General features: G+C 73.2%; 11 protein-coding genes. 4 read left to right on the forward strand and 7 right to left on the reverse strand.

The features are described 5' to 3' along the window. The first annotated feature begins 19 nt into the window (after positions 1-19). Entirely contained in the window at positions 20-1,762 is a 1,743-nt protein-coding gene (locus tag FHX39_RS11235) for a right-handed parallel beta-helix repeat-containing protein (protein WP_183338466.1), read from the forward strand. Positions 1,763-1,855: 93 nt separating this feature from the next. Here the strand turns inward: FHX39_RS11235 and FHX39_RS11240 are convergent, their stop codons facing one another. The 3 genes from FHX39_RS11240 to arfB all read right to left on the reverse strand — a co-directional run bounded on the left by FHX39_RS11240 (position 1,856) and on the right by arfB (position 4,735). Further along, positions 1,856-2,362, reverse strand: a complete 507-nt coding sequence (locus FHX39_RS11240) for a hypothetical protein (protein ID WP_183338468.1) — start codon at positions 2,360-2,362, stop codon at positions 1,856-1,858. Between the two features lies 1 nt (position 2,363). Beyond that, the gene (aspS, locus tag FHX39_RS11245) at positions 2,364-4,166 is read right to left on the reverse strand and encodes an aspartate--tRNA ligase (RefSeq protein WP_183338470.1); all 1,803 of its coding nucleotides are present in this window, start codon (positions 4,164-4,166) and stop codon (positions 2,364-2,366) included. 119 nt (positions 4,167-4,285) lie between these two features. Next, positions 4,286-4,735 (reverse strand): alternative ribosome rescue aminoacyl-tRNA hydrolase ArfB, encoded by a 450-nt coding sequence (arfB, locus tag FHX39_RS11250; RefSeq protein WP_183338472.1) that lies wholly within the window; start codon positions 4,733-4,735, stop codon positions 4,286-4,288. A 180-nt stretch (positions 4,736-4,915) separates the two neighbouring features. Between arfB and FHX39_RS11255 the strand changes: the two genes are divergently transcribed. After that, positions 4,916-6,433 (forward strand): Ig-like domain-containing protein, encoded by a 1,518-nt coding sequence (locus FHX39_RS11255; protein WP_183338474.1) that lies wholly within the window; start codon positions 4,916-4,918, stop codon positions 6,431-6,433. A gap of 63 nt (positions 6,434-6,496) precedes the next feature. On the opposite strand, the gene FHX39_RS11260 is transcribed toward FHX39_RS11255, so the two are convergent. Both FHX39_RS11260 and FHX39_RS11265 read right to left on the reverse strand, forming a co-directional pair. After that, positions 6,497-8,020, reverse strand: coding sequence for a DUF2252 domain-containing protein (locus FHX39_RS11260; protein ID WP_332836784.1), 1,524 nt, complete (start codon positions 8,018-8,020; stop codon positions 6,497-6,499). Between the two features lie 18 nt (positions 8,021-8,038). Beyond that, on the reverse strand, positions 8,039-9,124 hold the full coding sequence (locus tag FHX39_RS11265) for a winged helix DNA-binding domain-containing protein (protein WP_183338477.1): 1,086 nt from the start codon (positions 9,122-9,124) through the stop codon (positions 8,039-8,041). A gap of 106 nt (positions 9,125-9,230) precedes the next feature. Here FHX39_RS11265 and FHX39_RS11270 point away from each other — a divergent pair, with 106 nt between their 5' ends. Beyond that, positions 9,231-9,773 (forward strand): AAA family ATPase, encoded by a 543-nt coding sequence (locus FHX39_RS11270; RefSeq protein WP_198423362.1) that lies wholly within the window; start codon positions 9,231-9,233, stop codon positions 9,771-9,773. 107 nt (positions 9,774-9,880) lie between these two features. Here the strand turns inward: FHX39_RS11270 and hisS are convergent, their stop codons facing one another. After that, the gene (gene hisS, locus FHX39_RS11275) at positions 9,881-11,224 is read right to left on the reverse strand and encodes a histidine--tRNA ligase (RefSeq protein WP_183338479.1); all 1,344 of its coding nucleotides are present in this window, start codon (positions 11,222-11,224) and stop codon (positions 9,881-9,883) included. Continuing rightward, entirely contained in the window at positions 11,221-11,925 is a 705-nt protein-coding gene (locus tag FHX39_RS11280) for an MBL fold metallo-hydrolase (RefSeq protein WP_183338481.1), read from the reverse strand. Before FHX39_RS11280 ends, hisS begins: the two co-directional genes overlap by 4 nt. Before the next feature lie 30 nt (positions 11,926-11,955). On the opposite strand from FHX39_RS11280, the gene FHX39_RS11285 reads away from it, so the two are divergent. Continuing rightward, a complete protein-coding gene (locus FHX39_RS11285) occupies positions 11,956-13,200 on the forward strand; it encodes a DUF349 domain-containing protein (RefSeq protein ID WP_183338483.1) in 1,245 nt (414 codons plus the stop codon). The last annotated feature ends 189 nt before the right edge of the window (positions 13,201-13,389 follow it).

Here is a 13,389-nt window from a genome sequence, read left to right on the forward strand (position 1 = left end):
ACCCCCACAGGAGATCGCGATGTCTGCCTCACCCACCCTCACGAACCCACCCGGCACCACCCCTTCCCGCACCGCCCGCACCGCTCGCTGGATGGGCCGGGCCTCGCTCGGGCTGGCCACGCTCGCGGCGACCGCCCTGGTCCCCGTCGCTCCGGCCACCGCCGCCGTCGCCACCCCGGGCGTGCACGAGAACGGCACCTCCGCCCTCGTGCTCTCCGGTGGCTGGAAGACCACGAAGACCACGACCGCCAGCGGCGGCACGTTCTCGACGCTCGTCGGCAAGAGCGGCTACGCGTCGCTGACCTTCAAGGCCACCGGCGTCTCCTGGGTCTCGCGGCCCGGTCCGCAGAACGGGGTGGCGCAGGTCTACCTCGACGGCAAGCTCGTCAAGACGCTCGACCTGTACAAGAAGAAGACCGAGTTCAAGAAGACCGTGTGGTCCGTCAAGGGCCTGAGCGACGGCACGCACACCGTCAAGGTCGTCCGGACCGGCAAGAAGAACAGCGCCGCGGGCGGCTCGAACCTCGTCGTGGACGCGTTCCGGGTCCTCGACGTCAGCGCCCCGTCGGCGCCGACCGGCGTCTCCGCGGTCAAGAACCGCACCGGCTACACCCTCTCCTGGAGCCGCCCGGGCGCGTCCGACCTGCTCGGCTACCGCGTCTACCGCAAGGTGGGCTCCGGGGCCACGACGCAGGTCGCCTGGCTCCCGGCGGGCACGACGACGTTCGCCGACGTCGGCCTGGCCAACAGCACCCGCTACGTCTACTGGGTCCGCTCGATGGACAAGGCCGGCAACGTGTCCGGCAACTCCTCGACCGTGACCGCCACGACGGGGGCCGCGACGTCGTACAACGACGTGCGCGCCAGCTCCTGCCCCGGCGCGACCGTGAACGTCTCGACCTGGAAGCAGCTGCAGTCGGCCGTGGGCAACGCCCGCGCCGGCACCGTGATCAAGATGGCCCCGGGCACCTACTCGGTCCCGTGGGGCATGGCCGTCAAGGCCTCGGGCACCGCGAGCAACCCGGTCTGGATCTGCGGACCCCGCTCGGCCGTGCTCAGCGGACCGGGCGTCTCGGGCAACGGCGGGTTCCGCGTCGACGGCTCCAGCTATCTCCGCATCGCGGGGATGACCGTGCGCAACAGCCAGAAGGGCATCTCGGTCCTGAACAGCGACCACGTCGTCGTGTCCGACGTGCTGGTCGAGCACATCGGCCAGGAGGCGATCCACCTCAAGAACAACACCACCGACAGCGTCGTGGTCGGCAACACGATCCGGGACACGGGCCTGCAGACCACGACCTACGGCGAGGGCGTCTACGTCGGCACGGCCAAGCCCAACTGGTGCAAGTACAACGGCTGCAACCCCGACGCCAGCAACCGCAACGCGATCGTCGCCAACCACATCAGCCGGACCTCGTCCGAGCCGATCGACCTCAAGGAGGGCGCGGTGGACGGGACCGTCTGGGGCAACACCCTCGACGGCGGCTCGATGAAGGTCGGCGAGACCCTCATCAGCGTGCAGACCAACAACTGGGTGGTCGCGCACAACACGGGCAAGAACGCCAAGGAGGACGGCATCCAGGTGTGGCAGGCCTATGACGTGTGGGGCCGCAACAACACCCTGTACGCCAACAAGTTCACCTCCGGCATCCCGGGCTACGGCGTGCGGGTCGCCTACGTGAACATCGGCAACGTGGTCGGCTGCGACACCGTCGTGCCCTCCGGCGCCGACGGCATCAGCAACAAGAGCTGCCAGAAGTAGCACCACCTGGCCCGGCACCGTCGGGGCCAGCAGCGCTGAGGATCCGACACCGACTCCGGTGTCGGATCCTCGTCGTTGCGGGGTCGGACGTGCTCACCGCACGACGCGGTCGGTGTACGGCAGCGTCAGCCAGGCGAGTCGGTCGCGGTCACTCCAGCCGAGGGGCTTGCCGCACCCGTCCACCGGGATCGCGGGCGCCACGTAACGGTCGTCCGCGTCGAGGAGGAACAGCCACGGAGCCAGCCAGCCGTCCGCCGTGCACGGTCCGTCGCTCGGCCGCTTGCTGGGCTGGTCGAGGTAGGTCAGGAGCGGACCGACCTCGGTGGAGGTTCGCTCGAGGCCGCCCACCGGGTCACCGGCGGCGTCGGGGGCGCCACCCTCCTGGCAGAGCACGACCGTCACGGGGGCGAACCCGGCCGGCACGCCGCCGACGCCGCTCGGACCCTGCCCGCGTTCGTCGAGGAACGCGCCCACCGCGGCGCAGCCCGGCCAGGAGACCTGCACCGGCGCCGGCGCTCGGTCCGGCGCGCTGCACGCCTGGACCAGGGCGAGGCAGAGCAGCGCGGCACCCGCCGCGCGCGCCCGCGCCGCCCTGCTCACGTCAGTCGGCGGGCTTCGGTTCCGGCTTGGTCACCGGCTTCGCGTCCACCCCGGCCTCGCGGCGCTGGGCCGCGGTGATCGGGGCGGGCGCCTCGGTCAGCGGGTCGAAGCCGCCGCCGCTCTTGGGGAACGCGATGACCTCGCGGATCGAGTCCTCGCCGCTGAGCAGCATGCAGAGCCGGTCCCACCCGATGGCGATGCCGCCGTGGGGCGGCGGGCCGAAGTCGAAGGCGTCGAGCAGGAAGCCGAACTTGGTCCGGGCCTCCTCCTGCGTCAGCCCCATGACCGCGAAGACGCGCTCCTGGATGTCACGGCGGTGGATACGTATCGACCCGCCGCCGAGCTCGTTGCCGTTGCAGACCACGTCGTAGGCGTACGCGAGCGCGGGGCCCGGGTCGGTGTCGAAGGTGTCGAAGAACTCGGGCTTGGGCGAGGTGAAGGCGTGGTGGACCGCGGTCCACGCGCCTGCGCCGACCGCCACGTCGCCCGCGGCGACCGCCTTGTCCGCCGGCTCGAAGAGCGGGGCGTCGACGACCCAGCAGAACGCCCACTCGTCGGCCGCCGCCTCGAGCAGCCCCGTACGGCGGGCGACCTCGAGCCGGGTGGCGCCGAGCAGGGCCTGGGCCTGCGAGCGCGGGCCGGCGGCGAAGAACACGCAGTCACCAGGGGTCGCACCCACCGCAGCCACCAGGCCGTCGCGCTCGGTCTCCGACAGGTTCTTGGCCACCGGTCCGCCGAGCGTGCCGTCCTCGGCCACCGTCACGTACGCCAGCCCGCGGTGCCCGCGCTGCTTGGCGAACTCCTGCCAGGCGTCGAACGTGCGGCGCGGCTGGCTGCCGCCACCGGGCATGACCACGGCACCGACGTAGTCGGCCTGGAACACCCGGAACGGCGTCTCGGCGAAGTAGGAGGTGAGCTCGGTGAGCTCGAGGCCGAAGCGCAGGTCGGGCTTGTCGCTGCCGTAGCGGTCCATCGCCTCGGCGTAGGTCAGGCGCAGGAACGGCGTGGGGACCTGCACGCCGATGAGGGCCCAGATGTTCGTGAGCAGCGCCTCGGTCAGCGCGATGATGTCGTCCTGGTCGACGAAGCTCATCTCGACGTCGAGCTGGGTGAACTCGGGCTGCCGGTCGGCGCGGAAGTCCTCGTCGCGGTAGCAGCGCGCGATCTGGAAGTAGCGCTCCATCCCGGCGACCATCAGCAGCTGCTTGAACAGCTGCGGGCTCTGCGGCAGGGCGTACCAGGAGCCGGGACGCAGGCGGGCGGGCACGAGGAAGTCGCGCGCCCCCTCCGGCGTCGAGCGGGTGAGCGTGGGGGTCTCGACCTCGACGAAGTCCCGGTCGAGCAGCGTCTCGCGCGCCACGCGGCTGACCTGGCTGCGGAGCCGCAGCGCCGCCCCCGGGCCGGAACGTCGCAGGTCGAGGTAGCGGTACCGCAGGCGGGTCTCCTCGCCGACGGTCACCCGGTCGTCGATCGGGAACGGCAGCGGCGCGGCCGCGCTCAGCACCTCGATGCTGCTGGCCACGAGCTCGATCTCGCCGCTCGGCAGGTCCGGGTTGGCGTTGCCCTCGGGGCGGGCGGCGACCTCGCCGGAGACGGTGACGCAGTACTCGTTGCGCAGGTCGTGGGCGTCGGAGGACGCGAGCAGCTCGTCGCGGACGACCACCTGGGCGATGCCGGTGGAGTCCCGCACGTCCAGGAAGGCGACTCCGCCGTGGTCGCGGCGGCGGGCCACCCAGCCCGCCAGGGTCACGGTCGTGCCGGCGTCCGTCGAACGGAGCATGCCAGCACCGTGGGTGCGCATCACGGGGTTCAGAGCCTTTCGGTCAGCAGTCAGGGGTCGCTCGAGGAGCGACCACTCATCCTAGGCGTCCCGGTCCCCCGGGCCCTCAGGCCTTTCGGGCTCGCGCTGGTCGACCGGGCCGCTCAGTCGACGGGGCGGCGGCGCTGCGCCTTCACCCGGGCGCGGACGGACTTGGCCCCGAGCCGTCGTTCCACCGAGCCACGGGTCGGACGGGTGGGCCGCCGGGACCGGGGCGGCGGTGCCAGGGCTGCGCGGAGCTGGGCCGCGAGCCGCGTACGGGCCTCGTCGCGGTTGCGCAGCTGGGCGCGCTGCGTGGAGGCGGCCACGACGACCGCCCCGTTCACCAGGGTGGGGGCGAGGCGTTGGAGGAGACGTTCCCGAAGCGGCTCGGGCAGGCCGGCGACGGCCGTCGAGGTGGCGGGCTCCCAGGTCAGCTCGACCCGGCTGTCGGCGGTGTTGACGCCCTGCCCGCCGGGGCCGGACGAGCGCGAGAACCGCCACCGCAGCTCCTCGGGCCCGATCACGAGCGCGTCGCTGACCCGCAGCGGGCCGTACGCGGAGTCGTCGGACATTCGCCCAGTATCGGGGAGTCGTCGGGCGCCGGGGGTTGTCCCCCGCACGGACGACCCGAGAGCGTTCCTCAGTCTGAGGTCTTGCTGAAAGGCGACTGAGACGCTTCACTATGCAACGCCCCGCCCCCGTCCGGCACGTTCGTGACGCGACGTGCAGGGCGGCAGACAAGGGAGTCGGCGTTGAAGAAGGCTTGGGGGGCGACGGTCACGGCCGTCGCAGTGGGTCTGGTCTGGGCGGCGGTGCCGGGGGCGGCACAGGCGGCGGAGCAGACCATCGTCCCGTCGAGGGATTTTGTGAAAACGCAGAGCGACACCAGGGCCACGGGGAAGTACGAGGTCGTCGGCAGCGGGCTGCACATCTCCACCACGGGGACGACGAGCACCGACAAGGTGGCGGAATACCTCGCCGCCGGAGTCCCGCTCGCCGGGGTCGGCGAGCCGTCGCTGGACTACACGAACACGGCCGGTGGGGTCCCGGGCTTCCAGCTCGTCGTGGACTTCGACGCCGACGGCACGCCCGACGGAATCCTGGTCGGCGAACCCGCCTCGTACGGGAACGACTGGTGGGTGTCAGACCGCGCCAAGCAGTTCGTCAAGGACGGCGCTCCGTCTCACGACGCCGGTTCCGGCAGCCCGAACCACGGGACGCTCGACGGCTGGCGCGCGAGCTTCCCGAACGCGACGGTGCAGTTCTTCGGCTTCTCGCTCGGTTCCGGGGTCAAGGGTGACGGCGTCCTGAACGCCATCAACTTCAACGGCGACCGCTACACCTTCAGCGACAAGGTCCCCGACACGACCGGGCCCACGCTGACCTGCGCCGTCCCGGATCCCGGGCCGACGCTCACGTACGGCAGCACCGCCCAGATCACGGCCGCGGTCACCGACGACGGCTCCGGCGTGAGCGCGGCGACCGTGTCGGCCGCGGCGGACACCACGTCCTTGGGCGCCAAGAAGGTGACGCTCTCGGCCAGCGACGTCGCGGGCAACTCCTCGTCGACCGACTGCTCGTACACCATCGTCGCCGGGGCACCCGCCTCGGTGACGCTGGTCTCCGGCGGCGGGCAGTCCGCGCCGGTCGGCACCGCGTTCGCACAGCCGGTCAAGGTCAAGGTCACCGACGCCGGGGGCAACCCGGTCGCGGCCGTCCCGGTCACGTTCTCGGCCCCGGCCTCCGGCGCGACCGGCACGTTCGTCAACAGCGCAGCGACCACCGACGACGACGGAGTCGCCGCCGTCACCGTGACCGCGACCGGAAGCACGGGCACCTGGAAGGGTGCCGCGACGGTCACCGGCCTGACGCCGGCGTCGTTCTCGCTGACCAACACCGCGGCCCCGGCCAAGCGGGCCGACCTCAAGGTGACGCTCACCGGCCCGGCGCAGCTCACCCGGGGTCAGTCGGGGACCTACGTCCTCACGGTCAAGAACCAGGGCCCGGACACCGCGGTCGACGTGCTCTCGTCGCTCGCGTTCCCGTGCGGGGTGTCGGTGACCTCCACCGGGGGCGGCAAGCAGGTCGGCAACCTCGTGGTCTGGCCGACCCTCGCGTCGCTGGCGTCGGGCTCGTCGACGACCTACACGGTGACCGTCAAGGCCACCGCGAAGGGCAGCTGGAAGGTCGCGGGAGCGGCCGCGTCGCTGAAGACCCCGGACCCGGCGCTGGGGAGCAACGTCGCGCTCACCGCGCTGACGGTGCGCTGAGCACGTCCTGACCGACGGGGTGGGGCGGCCGTACGGGTCGTCCCACCCCCCGGCTCGGGTGGATCAGGGCCGGAACGCCGAGCCCATCCGGTCCAGGGCGCCCTCGGACGCGGGCACCCGTCCGGAGCGGACGGCGGCGACGAGCAGCGCGTGGTCGGCCTCCGTCTGGTCGGCGTACGAACGGGCGAAGCGGCCGAACGCCTCGCCCAGCTTGTCGCCCTTGCCGGCGTAGCCCGCGATCATCGAGGCGCCGCTGGTCCGGACGTGGCCCTTGGCCAGCAGGTGGCCGACGATCCCGGCGTAGTCGGTCAGCGCCGCCGCGTCGATCGCGTCGAGGGGGATGGTGCCCTTCGAGTTCCGGAACTGGCGGACGTAGAAGTCCAGCGGCCCCTCCCCCGGCAGGTCGACCGTCGTCCAGCCGAGCAGGGGGTCGCTCACGGTCTGCAGCGCCTGCTGGTACTCCACGACCCGCTGGCCCTGGTGCTGGTGCCAGGCGTCGCCGCCGTGCACGAACGGGGCGAGGACCGACCGGCGGGCCTGCTTCAGCTGCAGGAACACGACGTCGTCGGGCGCGCTGCCCTCGAGCAGGGCCACGTACGCGCGCAGGCCGACGCTGCCCACGCCGACGACCTTGTGCGCGACGTCGACCAGCGTGTAGCCGCCGATCGCACGCCGCCAGTGCGGCGCGAGCGTCAGCAGGTAGGCGTCGAGCGCCTCGGCGACGGCGTCGCGCTCGGCCTCGGGCAGGCGCGTGATGAGCGGCGGCTCCTGCACGATGCGCCGCTGCCCGGGCTGCCCCTTGTCGCCCTTGTCGACCGTGGTGAAGCGCGGCAGCGCCCGGTCGGAGGTCTTCTGGCGGGCACGCCGGACGGAACGTTCGATCTCGTCGCGCAGCGACTTCTCGGTCGCTGTCTCGTGCAGCCGGCCGACGTCGAGGCGGTTGTAGCTGCGGGCCAGGAGCGGCATGTCGGCCAGCAGCCGCACCTCGTCGCGGTACGCGCCGACGCAGGCGAGCACGGCGTCGTGGCACTCGTCCTCGGTCCGGCCGTTCTCACGTCCGGCGACCCAGATGCTGGCGACGAGGCGGCGCAGGTCCCACTCCCAGGAGCCGGGGTGCGCCTCGTCGAAGTCGTTGAGGTCGATGACGAGCTCGCCCTCGGGCGAGGCGTAGAAGCCGAAGTTGCCGAGGTGGGAGTCGCCGCAGGCCACGGGCATGATCCCGGTCGCCGGCAGCCCGGCGACGTCCGCGGCCATGACGACGGCGGTCCCCCGCAGGAACCCGTACGGCGAGGAGATCATCCGCGCGACGCGGATCGGGACGAGCTCGGGCACCCGGCCGCGGTGCGACTCCTCGATGAGGGCGACGGGGTCGGCCCGGTCGGGCGGCGGCTGCCAGTCGCCGAGGCTGCGTCGCGGGACCTCGCGACGCAGCGCCTTGCCCATCGCGTAGCGCTCCTCGCGCGCCGTCGGGCGTCGCCGCAGGGACGCGAAGGAGTCGCTGTCCGCGGTCGCCAGCACCGTGTGCCCGGTGGACGGGGAGGGTCCCGGCACGGCGGGGCCGTCGGCTGCACCGTTGCGGTCCGTCACGGGCTCGACGTTAGGGGATCAGGCGCCCCCGTGCCGCAGATCGAGGTCACGTCCCAGATACACGGCCAACCGCGACGCCTCGGCCTCGGCCGCCTGCCGCAGCGCGTCCCTCACCCCGGGGGCGAGGTCGAGCGTGACCTCGACCCGGCGGCCCTTGACCTCGCGACGCCAGGTGCCGAGGTTGGCGTCGCCACCTAGGACGCTGCCGGACCGCAGGTCGGCGTCGGGCGGGTGCGGGTGGCCCGGGGCGGGCGGGAAGGCGAGGTCGCGGTAGGCCAGCGGCAGCTCGTCGAAGAGCGGCAGCAGCAGGACCGCCGGAGCCGCACCGGTCGGTTCCCGGGGGAGGTCGACGTACGTCTCGCCGTCCACCACGACCTCGACCAGGTCACCGTCCAGCTGGTCGCGGAGCCCGACGAGCGCCGTCCGTACGGCAGTGAGGGTCAGCGACGACCACCGGGCCACGTCGCGCACGGTGGCTGGCCCGTGCCCGTCGAAGAACCGACGCAGGAGCCGCGTGGGGTCGGGGCCGTCGGTGGCGGAGCGCGGGACGCGGGCGTCGAGGAGGGCGTACGTGTGGCTCGCGCCGCGCATCGGCCCGCTGACGACGACCTGCTCGAGCTCGGCGTGCATGACGAGCAGGACCACCGCGAGCTGCGTCGTCGGCAGGCCGGCGGACGCGAGCACGGTGGCCAGCTCGGGGCGGGTCAGGACCGCGCCGCCCGAGAGCGCATCGGCCAAGGCTCGCGCCCCGCGCTCCAGCTCGGCGGTCCCGAGGCCTTCCCGCCGCACCATCGAGGCGTTCGTCTGGTGCACGCGACCGGCGGTGGTGGCGAGCAGCCAGCGCACGTCCTCGGCCGCGACGAGGTGCCAGGTGGGTCGCAGCACGTGGGTGCGCAGGAAGGCGCCGGCGTCGTAGGCGGTCCGCACCTCGGCCTCGGTCGTCGCCGTCGAGCGCAGGGCGAGCGACCAGAAGGCGTAGGCGGGTTCCTGGGACTGGACCGCGGCCAGCCGGCGGACGGCCTCGGTCGGGCTGCGGTCCGTCGGGAGCCCCAGGCCCTGGGCCCGGAGCCGCCGTTCCCGGACCCAGGTGGCGTCGACGTCCACCCCGCCACCCTGACCCATCCCTCGCGCAAGCGGTAGGTCGCGGCGCCTCGCCAGCGCGTCCGCCCGCGACAACCTCCCCTCGTGGGACCTGTGGGAGGCTCGCGTGGTGCTGAGCCGACCGGCCGCGTACGACGTCGTCCTCCTCAGCGGGACCGTCGGCGCGGGCAAGACCACCACCGCGGCCGCGCTCTCCGACCTCGAGCGCACCGAGGGCCGCCGGCACGCGGTGGTCGACCTGGACCAGGTGCGGCTGCTGCAGCCGGCGCCGTCCGGCGACCCGTTCGCCCACGAGGTCGAGCTGGCCAACCTGCGCGACCTCGCCCGCAACTACCGCGCCGCCGGTGCCGAGCGGCTGGTCCTGGCCGGCGTCGTCGAGGACGCGCGCGAGGTGCCCCGCTACGTCGCCGCGCTCTGCGGGAGCCGCCTGCTGCTCTGCCGGCTGACCGTCGACCTCGAGGTCGTGCGCGCCCGGCTGCAGGCCCGGCACCACGACGACGCGGCGGCCCTCGCCTGGCACCTCGAGCGCACGGTCGAGCTGACGGCGATCCTCGACGCCGACCCGTTCGAGGACGTGCGGATCAACACCACGGACCGTTCGCCGCAGTCGGTCGCGCACGACGTCCGGCGCGCCGCGGGGTGGGAGGCGTGAGCGCAGCCGCTCATTTCTGACGGCTCGACGGTCTCGAACTTGCCGCAGCCCGCCTCGGCCTGCGCGACGACACCGGACGAGCAGTCAGAAATGAGCGGCGGCGGCCCTTACTCGCTGCGAACGACGCGCGGGTGCAGGTCCTCCGCCGGCGGCTCCCAGGTCGCGGCGTCGGCGGGCACCTGGTCGCCGGAGCGGATGTCCTTGACCTCGTCGGCGCCGCCGTCCGGGCCGGCGCCGAACCAGACGTACGGGATCCCCCGGCGGTCGGCGTAGCGGATCTGCCGCCCGAACTTCGCCGCCTCGGGCGCGACCTCGGTCGGGATGCCCCGGGCCCGGAGCCGGGCCGCGACGGTGTTGGCCGCCGGCCGCTGGTCCTCGCTCGTGACCGCGACGACAACGGCGGTCGGCACGGAACGCGTCGCCCGCAGCACCCCGGCCCCGAGCAGCGGCACGAGCAGCCGCGTGACCCCGATCGAGAGGCCGACGCCCGGGTAGGTCGTCTTCCCGTCGCTGGCCAGCGAGTCGTAGCGCCCGCCCGAGGAGATCGAGCCGGTGCGCTCGTAGCCGACGAGCTCGGTCTCGTAGACCGTGCCGGTGTAGTAGTCGAGGCCCCGCGCGATCTTGAGGTCGGCGACGATCCGCCCCGGGACGTGCTCGCTCGCGGTCCGCACGACGTCGGCGAGCAGCGCGAGGCCCTCGTCGAGCATCGGGTCGGTGACGCCGAGCGCCTGCACCGCGTCCACGAACGACGCGTCCGCGCTCGAGATCGAGGCCAGCCGTACGCACGCCTGCGCCTGGGCCGGCGTGACCCCGACGTCGGAGACCAGCAGGTCGGCCACCTTGTCGGGCCCGATCTTGTCGAGCTTGTCGACCTGGCGGAGCACGGCGACGGTGTCCTCGATGCCGAGCCCGCGGTAGAAGCCCTGGGCCAGCATCCGGTTGTTGACCCGCATCAGCACCGGCGGCAGGCCGAGGTCGACGTGCAGCCGCTCGAGAGCGGCGAGGGTGACCAGGGGCAGTTCGACGTCGAAGTGGGCGGGCAGCGCCCCCGGGTTGACGATGTCGACGTCGGCCTGGGTGAATTCGCGGTAGCGCCCCTCCTGCGGCCGCTCGCCCCGCCAGACCTTCTGGATCTGGTAGCGGCGGAACGGGAACGCCAGCTGGTGGGCGTGCTCCAGCACGTAGCGCGCGAACGGCACCGTCAGGTCGAAGTGCAGGCCCAGCTCAGCGGGGCTGCCGGGCTCGGCGGCGACGCGCTGGACCGCGTACACCTCCTTGTCGATCTCGCCCTGCTTGGCCAGCGTGTCGAGCGGTTCGACGGCCCGGGTCTCGACCGACGCGAACCCGTACAGCTCGAAGACCTCGCGCAGGCGGTCGAGGACCTGCTGCTCGACGACGCGCTGCTCGGGCGTGAGCTCGGGGAAGCCCGACAGGGCGCGGGGGCGGCTCACGTGAGTGCTCCTTCGAGGAACGACGCCTGCAGGTACGGGTTGCCCCGGCGTTCCGCGGCCATCGTCGTCTGGGGACCGTGGCCGGGCAGGACGACCACCTCGTCGGGCAGCGGCAGGACCTTGTCGCGCAGGCTGCGCACCATCGCCTCGGCGCTCCCGCCTGGCAGGTCCGTCCGACCGACCGACCCGGCGAAGAGCACGTCGCCGGAGAACAGCAGGGAGTCGACGTCGTCGTCGAGGGGGTAGGCGGAGCGGAACATGGTCGAGCCCGCGGTGTGCCCGGGCGCGTGCAGCGCGTCGAGCTCGAGCCCGGCCACCTCGACGCGGGCGCCGTCGGTGAGCAGCCGTACGTCGTCGGGCTCGGTGAACGCGGTGGCCGATCCTCCGAGCTGGGCGAGCATGGCCCCGGTCTCGGGGCTCATCCCGGCGAGCGGGTCGCTCAGCAGGGCCCGGTCGTCGGGGTGCACCCAGCAGGTGGCGTCGTAGCCGGCGCACAGCGGCGCGACCGAGAACATGTGGTCGAGGTGGCCGTGCGTCAGCACCGCGGCCACGGGCTTGAGGTGGTGCTCGGCGACGATCTCGCGGACCCCGTCGAGGGCCCCCATGCCGGGGTCGATGACGATGCACTCGGAGCGGGCGGAGGTGGCGAGCACGTAGCAGCTGGTCTGCCACGGGCCGGCGGGGAACGACGCGATGAACACTCGTCGGAGACTATCGGGCAGGATGGACGCATGAGTGACGGTGACGCTCCGCAGCCTTTCGGGCGGGTGGATCCTGACGGCACGGTCTACGTCCGGACCGCCGACGGCGAGCGTGCGGTGGGCCAGGTCCCGGACGTGCCGCCGGAGGAGGCCCTCGCCTTCTTCACGCGGCGCTACGACGCGCTGGTGCTGGAGGTGTCCCTGCTCGAGCGGCGCATCGCCTCCAAGGCGCTGTCGCCCGACGACGCAGCCGGGTCGATCAAGACCGTGCGGACGGCCGTCACCGGCGCGAACGCCGTCGGCGACCTCGACGGTCTGCTGACCCGGCTGCAGGCCCTGAGCCCGGTCGTAGACGAGGCCCGCGCCGCCCAGCGGGCGGAGAAGGCGCGCCAGCTCGACGAGGTGCGGGTCAAGAAGGAGCACGCGGTCACCGAGGCCGAGGCGCTGGCCACCGGCAACGACTGGCGCGGCGGGGTGAACCGCTTCCGCTCGCTGCTCGAGGACTGGAAGGCGCTCCCCCGGCTCGACCGGGCCACCGACGACGCGCTGTGGCACCGCTTCTCGACCGCCCGGACGACCTACACCCGGCGGCGCAAGGCCCAGTTCGCGCAGCAGAACGGCGAGCGCGAGAGCGCGCGCGAGGTCAAGGAGCAGCTGGTCGTCGAGGCGGAGGCGCTCGCCTCGAGCACCGACTGGGGCCCCACGACCGGCGCGTACCGCGACCTGATGACCCGGTGGAAGGCCGCCGGCGCCGCCCCCCGGGGCGTCGACGAGCAGCTGTGGCGCCGGTTCCGTACGGCGCAGGACACGTTCTTCGGGGCGAAGCAGACGATCAACGCCGCGCAGGACGTCGAGTTCCGCGCGAACGCGGAGGCCAAGGAGGCCCTGCTCGACGAGGCCGAGGCCCGGATGCTGCCGGTCACCGATCTCGGGGCGGCCCGGGTCGCCTACCGCGAGCTGCTCGAGCGCTGGTCGGCGATCGGCAAGGTCCCGCGCGACTCGATGCGTCCGCTCGACACGCGGTTGCACGCGATCGAGACCGCCGTGACCGAGGCCGAGGACCGGCGCTGGAACCGCACCAACCCCGAGGCCCGCGCCCGGGCCGAGGACACCGCCGCCAAGCTCGAGGCCCAGATCGCCACGCTCGAGGAGCAGGCGACCAAGGCGTCGGCCAGCGGTGACGACAAGGCGGCGCAGCAGGCCCGCGACTCGGCGGCGACGTACCGCGAGTGGCTCGCGCAGGCGCAGCAGGCGGTGAGCGACTTCAGTGGGTGAACTTTTGCTGGTGCTCGGGTTCTTCGTGGTTCCGGTCGCCGGGGTGCGGGGCCCCCGTCCTGCCCTCGCCGTCGTCCTCCGCTAGCGCTCCGGACGGCGGCAAACGCCCGCCCACCGGGACGGGGGCCCCGCACCCCGGCTTCAGCGTCCGCTCCGCCCGCCAGTTCTCCGGCTGAAGGGGGTGCTCAC

Source organism: Microlunatus antarcticus (assembly GCF_014193425.1).
In the GTDB taxonomy this organism is placed as follows: Bacteria; Actinomycetota; Actinomycetes; order Propionibacteriales; family Propionibacteriaceae; genus Microlunatus; species Microlunatus antarcticus.

Excerpts from the sequence above, each read along its gene's own strand:
- FHX39_RS11235 (WP_183338466.1), top strand. The coding sequence starts at position 20 with ATGTCTGCCTCACCCACCCTCACGAACCCACCCGGCACCACCCCTTCC.
- arfB (WP_183338472.1), bottom strand. The coding sequence starts at position 4,735 with ATGTCCGACGACTCCGCGTACGGCCCGCTGCGGGTCAGCGACGCGCTC.
- FHX39_RS11285 (WP_183338483.1), top strand. The coding sequence starts at position 11,956 with ATGAGTGACGGTGACGCTCCGCAGCCTTTCGGGCGGGTGGATCCTGAC.